The following is a 16,700-nucleotide window of genomic DNA, read 5'->3' as shown; positions in this document are numbered from 1 at the left end:
CAGGTTAAAACTCTTTTTGTATCCAATTGCGCAAGTGGCTTATCCAACCGGTCATTGACGGTCGTTTCGGCTCTTGATATACAGCCTCATCATTGATTTGGCTATCTCTTGCGTAGTGAAGTAATCCAACGGCCGTAGCATGATACGGCTCTTTTACATAGTCAGTAAGGCCGCTCACTGCGAGTGGTTTACCAACCCTAACTTGATTGCGGAATACGCGCTCGGCGCATGCCACTAAACCTTCAATTTGTGCTGCGCCACCGGTCAATACAATCCCAGCGGCTAATTGGTGTTTAATGCCTTCTTTACGCAGTGATTCTTGAACGGTATCCACCGTTTGATTAACCATTCCGATCAGTTCAGTGTAGCGAGGCTCAATCACTTCCGACAAGGTTTGCCGTTGCAAACTGCGTGAAGGACGCCCACCAACGCTGGGGACATTCACTGTATCGTCTTTGCTGACCAATTCACTCAGCGCGCAGCCATATTTTACTTTGATCTCTTCGGCGTCACTGACTGGGGTACCAAAAGCAAACGCAATATCACTGGTGACCGCATTGCCCGCATAGGAAAACACTTCGGTATGACGCAGTGCGCCGCCCGTCCAAATCGCGATATCCATTGTGCCTGCGCCGATATCGACCACGCACACACCCAGTTCACGCTCATCTTCGGTGATCACCGCATTGCTGGCAGCTAAACCAGAATAGACTAATTGTTCAACTTTTAGTCCACAGCGTTCGACCGCTTTGATAATGTTTCTCGCCATATCATTATGGCATGTGATCAAGTGCACGCTAACTTCCATGCGAACCCCTGATAAACCCAGTGGGTTTTTTATTCCTTCTTGATAATCGATGGTGAACTCTTGCGGAATAACATGCAGAATGCGTTGTTCTTCACCAATTTTGATCGATTTAGCGGTATGGATGGCGCGATCCATATCCTCTTGGCAGACTTCTTCATCAGAAATCGTCCCCATACCTTTCTCAATCCGGCTGGCAATATGCCGCCCGGAGATAGACAGAAATACCTGACTAATTTTACATTCAGCCATCATTTCTGCTTGATCGATCGCTCGCTGAACCGATTTAACTACCGATTCAAGATCGTTGACCCCACCTTTATCCATTCCGCGCGATGGGCTACTTCCCGCGCCAATAATATTAATTTGACCATCAGGGAGTATTTCACCCACGAGAGCGGAGACGGTGGCAGTGCCTATGTCCAGACCAACAATAATGTTGTCATCGACAGTCTTAGTCATCGTTTTTCTCTTGTGTTAACTCTTGTTCAGGGAACCAACCCACGGCGGCTCCAGTATCATACCTGAGGTCGATATAGCTGACTTGTTCAGCTTTATTACCTAATTGTTTATAGAGCAAAAAGAAACGCGCCACTCGCTCTTCTAATGACTCTTTACCTAATTCTAGACGAATGCCATTGTCGAGAATAATTTGCCAAGCTCTGCGCTCATTTAAAACTAATGAGGAGATATTTAAACCTAACTGGGCAAATTTCGGGTTGAAATCTCGCCATGCGCTTAATACTTGTGACGCGCTGCCCTCAGGGCCATATAATTTAACGTATTCGCCTTTAACTTGGCCAATATCGCCATAAAATACTCGGCCATGTTTATCTAATAACGCATTGGCATTCCACAACGCTTCAACTTGATATTCGGTTAAATAAACTTTAATCGTATCTGGCCACTGTTTACGAATCGATGCCTGAGCTACCCATGGGATCGACTGCACGCTCTGTTGCAGAACATTAATATCTTGTGACATAAAAGTTCCAATATGATTCAAGCGCGCTAATACCCGTTGCACATCGAGCGCGGAAACATATTGTAAGTCACCCTGTAAAACCAATTTCGACAGCGGTAGGCGTTGCTCATCCCACATCCAACTGATCGTGGCATACAGCAGACTCACGATCAGCAGCAGTACCACCAAAAAAAAACTCGCCCCGCAGGCATGTTGCTGAACATGTGGTGAGCGGGTAATTCTACGGCCTTCTAAAAGTACTTGCTTGATCAAAGCCTGATGTTCCTGTTTTAACCACTGGCAATTGGATGCCCCATTTCGCTGCATCATTACAGTATAAAGCAATAACTTTAACCCACGGATTATACTGAGGTGGTCAAAAGTAGCAAATACCCAACATCAGAAATCTGGGTTTGATACCAAGTAATTCACCAATGAGACACCCATAAAGTTAGTTATATTGCTTGCATACGCGCAATATTGAGCTCTAACGCGGCTAAATGTTTGGCTACTTTCCCAACATCGCCCGCACCTTGCGTCAGTACCAAGTCACCATCTTGCAAGATGTTAGCCAACACCGAAGGCAAGGTGTGGCTATCGGCAACAAAAATCGGGTCAATTTTGCCACGACTACGAATGGTACGACATAACGAGCGACCATCCGCTCCTGCAATCGGTTTTTCGCCTGCCGAGTACACATCCAGCATGATCAAAACATCCACCTGTTCCAGTACGTTCGCAAAATCATCATACAGATCGCGAGTACGTGTATAACGGTGCGGTTGGAAAATCATCACTAAGCGTTTATCAGCCCAACCATTGCGGGCGGCTTTGATGGTGACATCCACTTCTGTCGGATGGTGACCGTAATCATCCACCAGCATCGCAACCCCATTACCGGTAGCAAATTCACCGAGATGATCAAAGCGGCGGCCAGTACCTTGGGTATTGGCCATCGCGCGTAAAATCGCCTCATCACTAATGTTATCTTCACTCGCCACCGCAATCGCTGCCGCGGCATTGAGTGCATTGTGACGGCCGGGGATATTGAGCGTGATATCCAAATTCGCTTTGCCTTTACGTACCACGGTAAATTGGCCCTGCTGACCATTCTGGCGGTAATTTTCAATGCGCACATCGGCATCATCCGAGAATCCGTAGGTGATGACTTGGCGGCTAACACGCGGAATAAGCTCACGAATCACCGGATCATCAATGCACAAAATCGCTTGCCCATAAAAAGGCAGATTGTGCAGAAAATCGATAAAGGTCTGTTTAAGGTTGTCAAAATCACCGCCGTAAGTGTCCATGTGATCTGCTTCAATATTGGTGACAATAGTCACCATCGGTTGCAGATGTAGGAAGGAAGCATCGCTTTCATCGGCTTCGGCAATCAAAATTCGGCTAGAACCTAACCGCGCGTTGGTACCCGCACTTTTGACCAATCCACCATTGACAAAGGTAGGATCCAATCCTGCTTCAGAATAAATCTGCGTGACGAGCGCGGTGGTAGTGGTTTTACCATGAGTACCAGCCACCGCGATCCCGTGACGAAAACGCATCAGCTCGGCCAACATTTCAGCCCGGCGCACAATCGGAATGCGTTTTTCACGGGCGGCTTGAATTTCTGGGTTCTGTTCATTGATCGCGGTTGAAACCACCACCACGCTGGCGTGCGCCACATTCTGCTCTGCATGACCAATAAAAATGGTCGCGCCTTTGTGCGCTAAACGTTCCGTGACAGGATTAGCCGCTAAATCAGAGCCGGAGATTTGGTAGCCTTCATTAAGCAACACCTCAGCAATCCCGCTCATCCCAGCCCCGCCAATACCGATAAAGTGAATCGCTTTCACGCGGCGCATCTCTGGCACCATAGCGCGAATTTGCGCGAGGTCTTGGGTATGTTTAATCGTCATAATTCTGTTCTCATTATTGGGTGATGGCGATGATTGCCTCAGCCACCACCTTATCTGCATCTAATTTCGCCGCGTGTCGTGCTTTGTGCGCCATGGATAATAACTGGGTGCGATCCAAATCCCGCACCGCTTGAGCCAGTTTTTCCACACTAAGATCGGGCTGCTCAATCATTTGCGCTGCACCACAAGCGACCAAATGATCAGCGTTCAGCGCTTGCTGGCGATCTTTATGCATGAAGGGAATAAAAATCGCCGCTAAACCTGCGGCCGAGACTTCCGAAACGGTCAGCGCTCCAGAGCGGCAAATCACCAAATCGGCCCAGCCATAAGCTTCGGCAACATCATCGATAAATTCGGTGACTTGCGTGTCAGCGATCCCCGCTTGTGCATAAGCAGCGGCCACTGCTGGCTGATTGTGTTTGCCCGCTTGATGGCGAATTTGGTAACCCTCACCAAGCGCGGCCATCACCGCAGGCATGGTTTGATTCAAAATGCGCGCACCTTGACTGCCACCCATCACCAAAATTCGCAGCGCGCCACTGCGCTCAGCAAAACGTTGTTCCGGCCTCGCAAGCTGGACCACATCTTGCCGCACCGGATTACCGACCACCGGCGCATCGCGAAATGCACCAGGGAACGCTTGAAAAACACGGCGAGCGATTTTCGCTAGCCACTGATTAGTCAGGCCCGCCACCGCATTTTGCTCATGCAACACCAGCGGAATACCGAGTAGCCAAGCAGCAATCCCGCCCGGACCACTGACATAACCGCCCATGCCAAGCACTGCATCGGGCTGATAAGCCTGCAAATGACGACGCGCTTGTAAAATTGCGTTAACGATTTGCACGGGAGCTTTCAGCAAACTAACCCATCCTTGGCCGCGCAACCCTTTGACCTGAATAAAATCAATGTCAATACCGTGTTTGGGCACCAAATCGGCTTCCATACGATTCGCGGTACCTAACCAGCGGATCTGCCAACCTTGTTGCTGCAACTGCTTTGCCACCGCTAAACCGGGAAATACGTGGCCACCAGTACCACCGGCCATCACCATCAATTTTTTACTGTTCATCAACTGTGCTTTCTTCTGCTGTGTGGCGCTCGGCTAAACGGCATTCATAATCGATGCGCAGTAAAATCGATACCGCCACGGACATAATAATTAAACTGGAACCACCATAACTGATCAGTGGCAACGTCAAGCCTTTGGTCGGCACCATACCCGCCGCAGCGCCGACGTTAACCAAGGTTTGAAACGCAAACCAAATCCCAATCCCAAACGCCAGATAACCACCAAATTGCTGATCGTACTGAAAGGCTTTTTTACCAATCAACATCGCTTTTAAGATCAGACTGAAAATCAACATCAGCACCAACACCACACCGACAAAACCTAGCTCTTCGGCTAACACCGCGAAGACAAAGTCGGTATGTGCCTCTGGTAGGTATTCTAGTTTTTGGATCGAATTGCCCAAACCTTGCCCAAACCATTCGCCACGGCCAAACGCCATCAACGATTGCGTCAACTGATAACCACTGCCAAACGGATCTTCCCACGGATCTAAAAACGCAGTCACTCGCCGCACTCGATAAGGCTCGATAGCAATCAGCGCGACTACTGCTAGCACTCCGGCTACCATTAGCGCCAAAAATTGCGACAGCTTAGCCCCAGCAATAAACAGCATGCCAAACAGGGTCACTAGCATCACGATCACGGTACCTAAGTCAGGCTGAAAGAGCAGTAATACCGCCAAAGCACCAAACACCATGATCGGTTTTAAAAAACCGCCAAAGAACGTCTGCCGCACTTCATCGTGCTTACGCACCAAATAGCCAGACATAAAAATAAACAGCGATAACTTAGCCACTTCAGCAGGCTGTAAATTAAAGATACCAAGTGGGATCCAGCGTGATGCACCGTTGACCGATTTCCCTGCGACCAACACCACGATCAGTAAAAAGAACGAAAAGCCGAGCAGCAGCGAGCTGTATTTCATCCAGCGCTGTAAAGGGATTTGCAACACTACACTGGAGGTGATCAGCGCCAACAGTAAGAACAGTGCATGGCGCAACATAAAATGAAATGGCTGATCGGTCAGCCGCGAGCTGATCGGAAACGAAGCCGAAGTCACCATTACCAAACCGATCAACATTAGACCAAAGGTAATCCACACCAATTGACGATCAAACAGCACCTTGGGGGAACGAGAGCTCAACCAAGTGGGCAGTGCGGTGACAGTTTGGGCTAGAGACAAGCTAAGTTACCTATCGTTATGCGTATTGCTGAGCGAGTTGAGCAAAGCGATCTCCCCGCGCCATAAAGTTTTTGAACTGATCAAAACTGGCACACGCCGGTGACAGCAGCACCATATCGCCACTTTTTAACTGTGGGCGCAGGGTATCGATGATGCTTTCCAGCGAGTCGTAAAAACGCGCAGTGGGATGCAGTGACATAAATTGCTGACCATCAACGCCAAAACAGCATAAATGCACTGGCAAAGTCGCGAGCACTGGTGCTAACGGTGTGAAATCCGCACCTTTACCGACACCACCGACCAAGAGATATAATTGACCTTGAATGTGCAGCCCAGACAACGCCGCTAAGGTACTGGCTACATTGGTCGCTTTTGAATCGTTAACCCAGCGGATCCCATGTTTGTCGGCCACCACTTGGCAGCGATGGCTCAAACCGGTGTAAGATTTAAGCGCTGGCAAAGCCAAACGGTAATCCACCCCAGCGGCATCAAGCAAAGCGAGTGCGGTCAGTACATTCGCGACATTATGTCGCCCGACCAAACTCAGCTCATCAGTCGCCAATAGCGCGTGATCACCGGCCACCAGATATTCACGATCTTGCTGCTTCGCCACACTAAATTGTGCTGGCTGCTCAACCGCAAAAGTGACCAACTTAAGGTGATCGGTCTGATCAGGCAAAGTTTGCGGATCATCGGCATTCACCACTGCGGTTTCAGCATGATCAAATATGCGCAGTTTGGCTTGGCGGTAATCGGCCATGCCTTGATAGCGATCCATATGATCTTCAGAAAGATTGAGAAAAGCGGCCGCTTTCAGTTTTAGGCTCGAGGTGGTTTCTAATTGGAAGCTTGATAGCTCAAGCACATACAGCTCCACCTCAGGGGCGAGCAGATCCAATGCCGGAACACCAATATTGCCACCAATCGCTGTTTTTACACCCGCGGCATTGGCCAGCACACCGCTTAAATCGGTCACCGTGCTTTTGCCGTTCGAGCCAGTAATCGCAATCACTGGCTTATCCACATGCCAAGCGAACAGTTCTATATCGCCGACCACAGGAATTCCAGCGGCCAGTACTCGTTGGATTTCCGCTGTCGCCAGCGCGATACCTGGATTGGTGACCACTAAATCGGCACTCAGCAACCACTCAAGATTCCAACCGCCACGATGCAGTGCAACGTCAGACGAAAGTTGCTCTTGCCCCGGTGGTGTTGCGCGAGTATCGATCACCTGCACGGTCACTGACGGATGGTATTTGCGCAGATAATTGACGACCGATAGCCCAGTAATACCGAGCCCAACCACCACCACATGCTGTATGTTTTGCCAACGATCCATGGAAATTTACATCCTTAAGCCAGTTTAGCGAACCTTGAGGGTCGCTAAGCCAATCAATACCAACACAATCGAAATGATCCAAAAACGCACGATCACGCGTGGCTCAGGCCAGCCTTTTAATTCGTAGTGATGGTGGATAGGCGCCATACGAAAGATACGCTGCCCGCGCAGTTTGTACGAACCAACCTGTAAAATCACCGAGAGGGTTTCCATAACAAACACGCCGCCCATGATCACCAGCACAAATTCTTGACGCACCAGTACCGCGATCGTGCCTAATGCACCGCCTAATGCTAATGCACCGACATCGCCCATAAACACTTGCGCCGGATAGGTGTTAAACCATAAAAAGCCTAGCCCAGCACCGACCATCGCGGTACACACTACCACCAATTCCGAACTGTGCGGGATGTAAGGGATGTGTAGATAATTAGCAAAATTGACATTACCAGTAGCCCAAGCAATCACCGCAAATCCAGCCGCCACTAATACGGTTGGCATGATCGCTAAACCATCCAAACCATCGGTCAAGTTCACCGCATTACTGGTGCCAACAATCACAAAATAGGTCAGCACAATGTACATTAAACCGAGCTGGGGCATCACCTCTTTAAAGAAGGGCACCACCAGTTGAGTGGCCGCCGTATCTTGACCATGTACATACAGCGCAAACGCCACCACTAACGCAATAGTTGATTGCCAGAAATATTTCCAGCGGGCAATTAAGCCATCAGTATTCTTACGCACCACTTTACGGTAATCATCCACAAAACCGACCGCACCGTAACCGAGCAATACTGTGAGTACTGCCCAGACATAAGGATTGGAGAGATCGGCCCACAGCAACACAGTGATCACAATCGCAGCAAGGATCATGACGCCGCCCATGGTTGGGGTACCGCGTTTACTAAAATGCGATTCTGGTCCTTCACTGCGAACCACTTGACCAATTTGCAGCAACTGCAAACGCTTAATCAGACGCGGTCCCATCCATAAAGAAATCGCCAATGAAGTTAAAATGCTGACAATCGCGCGAAATGACAGATATTCAAATAAACGAAAAAAAGAAAAATATGGCTGGAGCAGTTCAGCAAGCCAAATAATCATGCAAATTTCTCCTTAAGAGCAGCCGCAATCTTACTCATTCCGGCACTGTTGGCACCTTTAACCAACAGTACTTGAGCACGGCCCTGTTGTTGTTCTATATGTTGCTCAATAAATGCTAGTAGGTCTTGATGGGTAGCAAAGTGATGGCCTTGGCACCGATCACTGATCACTTTTGCATCCTGACCATAAGTCAGGACAAACTCAAAACCAAAGGGTGCAGCATGTTCACCGACTTGTTGGTGAAGTGCAAGGCTTTCGTCACCTAACTCCGCCATATTGCCCAAAATTAACCAGCGCACTGCCGAAAAGCTAGCGAGCAGATCAATCGCCGCTTGCATCGCCGGCACACTGGCGTTGTAGCTGTCATCAATCAAGCGAATATCGGCGCGCAATTGAGTGAGATCGACCCGACCTTTGACTTGGGCAAGCTCCGCTAAGCCTTGAGCAATTTCGGTCAAGCTCGCGCCCATCTGTTGTGCTAACGCAGCGGCGGCCAGTGCATTAGCCACATTGTGTTGACCAATAATGCCAAGCTCGACATCAACCGCACCTTGTGGCGTTACTAAACTAAAACTAGCCACTCCGTGCGCATTTAACCGCACATCACGTGGATAAAAGTCAGCGCTGTGATCGACCATAGAAAAAGTTGTCACTTGTTTATCGGCTAATACATCGTTCCAGTACTCTCCACCTTGACTATCTCGATTGACAATCGCGACCCCACCAGCAGCTAAACCTTGATAAATTTCACCTTTGGCACGTTTCACCCCATCAATAGATCCAAAACCTTGCAGGTGTGCCGCCGCGACATTATTGACTAATGCCACATCCGGCTTAACCAATCCAGTGGTGTAAGCAATTTCCCCCACATGATTGGCTCCCAGCTCAATCACCGCATAATCATCCGCTTCAGTTGAGCGCAGCAAAGTGAGCGGCACACCAATATCATTATTAAAATTACCTTGGGTATACAGCACTTGGCCTTTGGCACTTAAAATGCTCGCTACCATCTCTTTAACCGTGGTTTTGCCGCAACTGCCAGTGATCGCCACGGTAGGGGTATGACACTCGGCATGTACCCAAGAGCCAAGCTGACCTAACGCTTGTTTGGTATCCGCTACCACCAGTTGCGAGCACTCACTCGCCAGCTCACGTTCGACCAGCAAGGCAACCGCGCCACCGTTCACCGCTTGAGCGGCAAAATCGTGCGCATCAAAACGCTCGCCAACCAAAGCGACAAACAGCGCTTGAGCTGGAATATTGCGACTGTCGGTCGAGACCGCGCTGATCGCGCGATCTTCGCCAACCAGGCGCGCATTAAGGAGAGTGCAGAGCTGTGAAAGCATCACGCGGATCATAATGGTAACTCCAATAACTGTTGCGCGGTTTCCCGATCTGAATAGTGGATCGTTTGCTGAGCCAGCACCTGATAATCTTCATGGCCTTTGCCGGCGAGCAGAATAATGTCTTGCGCACTAGCTTGTTGCAGCGCATAACTCGCGGCTTGAAAGCGGTTATGTTCAATATGAGCGAGTTCAGGGTGAGCAAGTCCAGCCAGCATATCGGCCACAATCGCTTGTGGCGCTTCACTGCGTGGATTGTCATCGGTGAGGATCACCCGATCGGCAAACTGCTCTGCCATCGCCGCCATTAGTGGCCGTTTACCCCGGTCACGATCACCGCCACAGCCGACAATTGCCCACAGTTGTCCAGCACAATGTACGCGCAAAGCACGCAGCGCTTTTTCTAATGCATCCGGTGTATGGGCATAATCGACCACGATTTTGGCGCGCTGCGCACGTTGAAAAAGCTCCATGCGGCCTAATACTGGGCGCAGCTGTGGCGCGCTCGCCAGCAAAGCACTTTTGTCAAAACCTAAGCTGAGCAAGGTTGCCAATGCCAATAACAAGTTACAGGCATTGAACTCGCCAATCAGTGGCGCGTGCAGCTCGCCTTCTCCCCATGAACTGTCAAAATTGAGCGTGATACCACTTTCTGCGTATTGCACTTGGCGCGCCCAGATAGCTTGTGCGGTGGTTGGCTGCACCAGTAACGAAACCCCAATCGCATCGGGTAACTGTTTGACCGATTGCGCGCCGACCGCATCATCGACATTGATGATAGAACGTTGGCAAGCATGCTCACTAAATAGAGAGAATTTCGCTTGCGCGTAAGCCTCCATGGTGCCGTGATAATCCAAATGGTCACGGCTCAAGTTGGAAAAGACGCCAGCGACAAAATTGAGCTTTTTCACTCGCCCTTGCACTAAACCATGCGATGAAGTTTCCAGTACGCTGTACTGTGCGCCACGCTCGGCCAAATCACGTAACGTGGCTTGAATTTGCAGCGCATTACCCGTGGTATTCGCCGCTGGTTCAAGTGCATTTAAAAAACCATTGCCAGTGGTGCCCATCACCGCCGCTGGGTGGCCTAATAGCTCAAGCCACTGGGCAATCAATTGGCTAATGGTGGTTTTGCCATTGGTGCCCGTCACCGCAATCAATTGATTGTGATGACCGCCATACAGACGCCCAGCCAACTCAGACAAGTGTTGACCAAGCTCAGCCAAGTAGATCACGGCCACTTGCTGGTAATATTCAATCTGACCGTGGGCATGCTTGGCATCCGCCTCAGCCAATACCAGCGCGGCGCCTTGCGTGATCGCTTGCTGAATATAGTGCCGACCATCAACGGCATGGCCTTGAATCGCGACAAACGTATCACCCGCTGTGATCTGGCGACTATCCAGTTCTAAATGAGTGATGGGCAGTGCCGCCAAATTTGCGTCGCTCAGCTCTAACCAAGGAGCGATCAGTTCAAAGAGCGCTTTATGCGTGTTCATGTTCCCTCTCACACTATGCTTTATTCGGGCCGCGAGCTCGATGCAACGCGGCCTATTTGAGGTGTTTCTGCTTTAGGAATCTAGCCAAAAGATAATCAAACTATCTGGCTTGGAAGCGGTTTTCATCCGGCGCGACATTGAGGATTTGCAGTGCACCTTTCATAATTTCGGAAAAAACCGGCCCCGCTACCGCACCGCCATAATAAGAATCGCCCTGCGGCTCATTAACCATCACCACCAACGAAATTCTGGGATTACTCACCGGAGCGACACCAGCGGTATAGGCAAAATATTCATCGCTATATCCGCCAGCAATCGCTTTACGCGAGGTACCCGATTTGGCTGCAATCCGATAACCCGGTACGGCAGCGCGAGTGGCTGTCCCTCCCGGTTGGGTGACGGTTTCCAACATTTCCAGCACTTGCTTGACATATTTAGGCTCCACCACTTGGCGTGCAGCAGCAGGCTGCTCGCCTTTAATAATGTGGATTGGCTGATATTTGCCATGATTGCCCAACGTGGCATAGGCGTGGGCAAGTTGGATTGGAGTGATCGCCAGTCCATAACCAAACGATAAGGTGGCAATTTCAAACGGAGACCAGCGGCGGCGATTAGGGAAAATTCCCGCCGTTTCACCAACCAAATTCAAGCTGGACATTTCGCCTAACCCGACCGAACTGTACATGCCAAGCAAAGCTTCCAGCGGCATCTCTAAGGCTAATTTCGCCACGCCGATATTGCTCGATTTTTTCAAAATTAGGGTTAAGTCAGCTTTCCCCACTTTAGAAGTATCACGCACTCGACTGCCACCAATTTGCATGGTGCCATCACCGGTATCAATCACGGTATTTTTATCGGCGATGCCATTGGCTAATGCCGCCAGCACCACAAAAGGCTTAACCGTCGAGCCAGGTTCAAAAGCATCGGTGATCACCCGATTGCGCATTTTAAAACTTTGCCAGTCGTTACGATTATTCGGGTTATAGGATGGCGCATTCACCATCGCCAATACCGCGCCAGTTTTGACATCCAACATCACCGCCGATGCCGAGGTGGCACGATAATCAACCATCGCCTGCTTGACGGCACGAAAGGCAATCGCTTGTAAGCGCTGATCGATGGTCAATTGTAACGGTTTGCCCTGTTCGCGCTCTTCTAGCGCAATATTTTCCACCACCCGACCATCTTTATCTTTGCGGATCACGCTCTTGCCTGACTCGCCGGTCAAAGTGTTGTTGTAGCTGCGCTCGATCCCCTCAAGCCCCGCACCATCAATCCCTGTCACTCCAACTAGGTGAGCACTCACTTCACCGGCTGGATAATAACGCCGCGACTCTTCTTTAAGACCAATTCCGGTCAATTTCAATTCACGAATATAGTTGGCCATCGCGGGGCTGACTTGGCGCTGCAAATAAATAAAACGTCGAGTGCGGTTATCCTCGATTTTTTTGATCATCTCTTGTCGATCTAACCCGAGCACATCAGCTAAGGCATGCCACGGTTTTTTATCGACCAAGCCACCTTTTTTATAGATGTCGACCGGATCGGCCCATACCGCTTCCACCGGCACGCTCACCGCTAATGCTTCGCCATTACGATCAGAAATAATCCCGCGCGCGGAGGGTAAGGTTTTGGCGCGAATTGAGCGTAAATCCCCTTCGCGGATCAGATTATCAGGCTCGATGATCTGGATATACGCCACCCGTGCTACCAAGGCACAGAAAGCGCTCAACACAAAAAACAGTAGCAGATAAAAGCGCCAGCGGATAAAAACCGGCTCAGGCTGAGTGGAGCTCACTTTAGGCGAGACTTTGCTTGATTTGGCTCGGGCAGTTTTGTTGTTCATTTAAGATTGATCACGACTTCGGTTTCTGAGTCTGGACGCTGCATCTGCAGATCTTGTCTCGCCAATTGTTGCACTCTGCTATGTTCCGATAAGGCAGTTTCTTCCAAAATCAAATTGCGCCACTCATTATCGAGCCGTTCACGTTCCATAAACGCTTGGTCTTTAGCGCTGATCGCTTGTCTGGCCTGATGGGTCATAAATACCACCGCCATCGCGCAGCTAAAAATCAGCAGCAGCAACAATAAAGGCAGCCGACCTACGGTGAGTAGGTCGAGGGCAATTAATTTAGCCAAATTCGGCGGTAACTGACGAGGCATAGTAAGCTGCTACAGCTTTTCCGCCACGCGCAGCACAGAACTGCGTGAACGCGGGTTAAGTTCAACTTCTTGATCGGTTGGTTTGAGCGCTTTACCGACCGTTTTCATCTTGGCGCTACCGAGGGCCTGGATCTGCGCTTGAGTCAGTGGCAAACCATGGGGCACCACTGGACCTTGGCTCTCTTTACGCATAAAGCGTTTCACCATGCGATCTTCCAACGAATGGAAGCTGATCACGGACAAACGCCCTTGCGGAGCCAGAATTTCACTCGCACCACGCAGCGCGGTATCAATCTCTTCTAATTCACTGTTGATGTAGATCCGAAAAGCTTGAAAAGCGCGTGTGGCCGGATGTTTTTTCTCTTTAAAACTTTTTGGTGCCGCTTCAGAGATCAGTTTGGCTAATTGACCGGTGCGGGTTAACGGTTCATTAAGCTCGTTTTGGCGGTATTCGACAATCGCTTTGGCAATTCTGCGCGCATGTTTATCTTCGCCAAACTCGCGGATCACCCAAGTAATATCATCCAGATCCGCTTGTGCCAACCAAGCAGAAACCGGCATACCACAGGTCGGATCCATACGCATATCCAGCGGGCCATCTTTCATAAAGCTAAAACCACGCTCGGCATCATCCAACTGTGGTGAAGACACGCCTAAATCAAACAGCACACCGTCAACTTTTCCAACTAAATCATAACGCTGTGCGTATTCTGCAATCCCAGAAAAAGGACCATGGACGATGGTAAAACGCGGATCATAAATTTTCTGCGCTTCGGCAATCGCTTGTGGATCACGGTCGATACTGTACAAACGGCCTTGTGGGCCTAACTGGGCGAGAATGCTGCGGCTGTGACCACCACGGCCAAAGGTACCGTCGATGTAGATCCCATCCGGCTTGATCGCCAATCCTTCAATCGATTCATTAAGGAGTACAGAGATGTGTTGGAAAGATGCAGTCATGATTTTCTCGTTGTGCTGGGCATACCCGCCATATAGTGTACTGATTTCAGACACTACCGCTAACTATAAGCGTTACAGGACGTGACTTTGCGCTAAGTTTAATGGTTTTGCTGTTACCTGAGTCAGCAAAAAGCAAAAAACCCACCATAACACAAGGCTATGATGGGTCTGCAATAGGTGGAGTCGACGTATAAGCCGGGTTCTGTTCCGCTTGCGCGGTAGTAGCCATTCCTCTAGGCCAGCAATCACTCACTGGCTCAAGCAACCTACCCGCCTCCTAACGCGAGCAACGCTATGTGGAGGCCTATTTGGTCTTGCTCCGGGTGGAGTTTACCCTGCTACGAACTGTTGCCAGTCGCACGGTGCGCTCTTACCGCACCCTTTCACCCTTACCTGATCCTATCCCGAAGGAGAGGCCATCGGCGGTTTGCTCTCTGTTGCACTTGTCGTAGGCTTGCGCCCCCCAGGCGTTACCTGGCACCCTGCTCTCTGGAGCCCGGACTTTCCTCCCCCTTATCAGTCTCCCTGACACAAGGCCAAGGGACGTCAATAAGGCAGCGACTACCCAGTCAACTCCGCGGCGGATTGTAGCGGGAAGTGTGAGCAGAGTCCAGAAACAATCGGTCGGAGCGTCAAATCTCGCTTTAACTGCTTACTTTACCGCCAATCAGGAAACGGAGACGAAAAAAAAACCGCTGCCAGCAGCGGTTTCTTCAATCAAGCGCGGAAAATTAACCACGTAGATCAGACATTACTTTTTCTTTTTCGCTTTGGCGTTTGGTAGGTCAGTGATAGTGCCTTCAAACACTTCCGCCGCCAGGCCAACCGACTCATGTAGAGTTGGGTGAGCGTGAATGGTCAGTGCGATGTCTTCTGCATCACAGCCCATTTCGATCGCTAAACCGATTTCACCCAGCAGTTCACCACCGTTAGTACCGACGATAGCACCACCAATCACACGGTGAGTCTCTTTATCGAAGATCAGCTTAGTCATACCGTCCGCACAGTCAGAAGCGATCGCACGGCCAGAAGCCGCCCACGGGAAAGTCGCCACTTCGTAGTTAATCCCTTCTGCTTTGGCTTCTTTTTCGGTTTTACCAACCCAAGCCACTTCTGGCTCAGTGTAAGCAATCGATGGGATCACTTTTGGATCGAAGTAGTGCTTCTTACCCGAGATCACTTCGGCAGCCACGTGGCCTTCATGCACCCCTTTGTGGGCGAGCATAGGCTGACCTACGATGTCACCAATCGCGAAAATGTGCGCAACGTTGGTACGCATTTGCTTATCCACATGGATAAAGCCACGCTCGTCCACTTCCAGACCCGCTTTCTCAGCATCCAGCAGTTTACCGTTTGGCACACGACCAATCGCAACCAGAACCGCATCGTAACGCTCAGGCTGAGCTGGCGCACTCTTACCTTCCATTGACACGTAGATCCCATCTTCTTTCGCTTCTACTGCGGTAACTTTGGTTTCTAACATCAGGTTAAATTTGTCTTTGATGCGTTTGGTATAGACTTTAACCATATCTTTATCCGCCGCTGGGATAAGTTGATCAAACATCTCAACCACATCAATTTTAGAACCGAGTGAGTGGTAAACGGTCGCCATTTCTAAGCCGATGATACCACCGCCCATGATCAGCAGTTTTCCAGGAACTTCTTTCAGTTCCAGCGCATCGGTTGAATCCCAAATGCGTGGATCTTCATGCGGAATGAATGGCAATTTGATAGGACGTGAACCCGCAGCCACAATCGCGTGCTCGAAAGTCACCACAGTGGTGCCGTCTTCACCTTGCACTTCAATCGTGTTCGGGCCAGTGAATTTACCGTAACCATTGACGACATTCACTTTACGCATTTTCGCCATTCCAGCCAGACCGCCGGTCAGCTGAGTGATGACTTTCTCTTTCCACAGACGAACTTTATCGATGTCTGTTTTTGGCTCACCAAATACGATACCGTGCTCAGCCAACGCTTTGGCTTCTTCAATCACTTTGGCTACGTGCAGCAGTGCTTTAGAAGGAATACAACCAACGTTAAGACACACACCACCTAGCGTGTTGTAACGTTCGATGATGATGGTATCCAGACCTAGATCTGCACTACGAAATGCGGCTGAATATCCGGCAGGACCGGCACCTAGCACCACGACTTGGGTTTTAATTTCTTTGCTCATTGCGACCTCTTGTAGTCAATATCCCTAACAGGCTGATGGGCGTTATCTCTCGTGGTGTGATTTAACCTACCGCAACGAGGATGGCAAACCAATCATCTAACACGCTGACTTGCAGACCGTAACAGTTTAACGAGATGTTAATGGTGTGCAAAGTCAATCCATGTAGCCTG

13 protein-coding genes and 1 other RNA gene are annotated in these 16,700 nt (G+C 49.9%); all 14 read right to left on the bottom strand.

Going from position 1 to position 16,700, the window contains the following annotated elements; all coding sequences use genetic code 11:
• Positions 1-4: 4 nt before the first annotated feature.
• Entirely contained in the window at positions 5-1,267 is a 1,263-nt protein-coding gene (ftsA, locus tag G7083_RS08630) for a cell division protein FtsA (RefSeq protein WP_166014401.1), read from the bottom strand.
• Entirely contained in the window at positions 1,260-2,042 is a 783-nt protein-coding gene (locus G7083_RS08625) for a cell division protein FtsQ/DivIB (RefSeq protein WP_166014400.1), read from the bottom strand. Before G7083_RS08625 ends, ftsA begins: the two co-directional genes overlap by 8 nt.
• 182 nt (positions 2,043-2,224) lie before the next feature.
• Complete coding sequence (gene murC, locus G7083_RS08620) at positions 2,225-3,685, bottom strand: UDP-N-acetylmuramate--L-alanine ligase (protein WP_166014399.1); 1,461 nt, start codon at positions 3,683-3,685, stop codon at positions 2,225-2,227.
• A 13-nt stretch (positions 3,686-3,698) separates the two neighbouring features.
• Positions 3,699-4,739 (bottom strand): undecaprenyldiphospho-muramoylpentapeptide beta-N-acetylglucosaminyltransferase, encoded by a 1,041-nt coding sequence (gene murG / locus G7083_RS08615; RefSeq protein ID WP_166015023.1) that lies wholly within the window; start codon positions 4,737-4,739, stop codon positions 3,699-3,701.
• Positions 4,740-4,746: 7 nt separating this feature from the next.
• Positions 4,747-5,940 (bottom strand): cell division protein FtsW, encoded by a 1,194-nt coding sequence (ftsW, locus tag G7083_RS08610; RefSeq protein ID WP_166014398.1) that lies wholly within the window; start codon positions 5,938-5,940, stop codon positions 4,747-4,749.
• 16 nt (positions 5,941-5,956) lie between these two features.
• Positions 5,957-7,279 (bottom strand): UDP-N-acetylmuramoyl-L-alanine--D-glutamate ligase, encoded by a 1,323-nt coding sequence (gene murD / locus G7083_RS08605; protein WP_166014397.1) that lies wholly within the window; start codon positions 7,277-7,279, stop codon positions 5,957-5,959.
• 24 nt (positions 7,280-7,303) lie between these two features.
• On the bottom strand, positions 7,304-8,386 hold the full coding sequence (gene mraY, locus G7083_RS08600) for a phospho-N-acetylmuramoyl-pentapeptide-transferase (protein ID WP_166014396.1): 1,083 nt from the start codon (positions 8,384-8,386) through the stop codon (positions 7,304-7,306).
• Entirely contained in the window at positions 8,383-9,744 is a 1,362-nt protein-coding gene (murF, locus tag G7083_RS08595; RefSeq protein WP_166014395.1) for a UDP-N-acetylmuramoyl-tripeptide--D-alanyl-D-alanine ligase, read from the bottom strand. Before murF ends, mraY begins: the two co-directional genes overlap by 4 nt.
• Positions 9,741-11,228, bottom strand: a complete 1,488-nt coding sequence (gene murE / locus G7083_RS08590; protein ID WP_166014394.1) for a UDP-N-acetylmuramoyl-L-alanyl-D-glutamate--2,6-diaminopimelate ligase — start codon at positions 11,226-11,228, stop codon at positions 9,741-9,743. Before murE ends, murF begins: the two co-directional genes overlap by 4 nt.
• A 100-nt stretch (positions 11,229-11,328) precedes the next feature.
• On the bottom strand, positions 11,329-13,074 hold the full coding sequence (locus tag G7083_RS08585) for a penicillin-binding transpeptidase domain-containing protein (RefSeq protein ID WP_166014393.1): 1,746 nt from the start codon (positions 13,072-13,074) through the stop codon (positions 11,329-11,331).
• Complete coding sequence (ftsL, locus tag G7083_RS08580) at positions 13,071-13,391, bottom strand: cell division protein FtsL (RefSeq protein ID WP_166014392.1); 321 nt, start codon at positions 13,389-13,391, stop codon at positions 13,071-13,073. The genes G7083_RS08585 and ftsL overlap by 4 nt, the downstream gene beginning before the upstream one ends.
• Positions 13,392-13,400: 9 nt before the next feature.
• Positions 13,401-14,351: a 16S rRNA (cytosine(1402)-N(4))-methyltransferase RsmH gene (gene rsmH, locus G7083_RS08575; RefSeq protein ID WP_166014391.1), complete on the bottom strand. Its 951-nt coding sequence runs from the start codon at positions 14,349-14,351 to the stop codon at positions 13,401-13,403.
• 175 nt (positions 14,352-14,526) lie between these two features.
• Positions 14,527-14,928: RNase P RNA component class A (gene rnpB, locus G7083_RS08570), an RNA gene on the bottom strand.
• Positions 14,929-15,102: 174 nt separating this feature from the next.
• Complete coding sequence (gene lpdA, locus G7083_RS08565) at positions 15,103-16,530, bottom strand: dihydrolipoyl dehydrogenase (protein WP_166014390.1); 1,428 nt, start codon at positions 16,528-16,530, stop codon at positions 15,103-15,105.
• Between the last annotated feature and the right edge of the window lie 170 nt (positions 16,531-16,700).

Source organism: Vibrio sp. HDW18, from assembly GCF_011306175.1.
Taxonomy (GTDB): Bacteria; Pseudomonadota; Gammaproteobacteria; order Enterobacterales; family Vibrionaceae; genus Vibrio; species Vibrio chanodichtyis.
The sequence above is the reverse complement of the archived record's forward strand: the minus strand, read 5'-3'. Positions and strand labels throughout refer to the sequence as shown.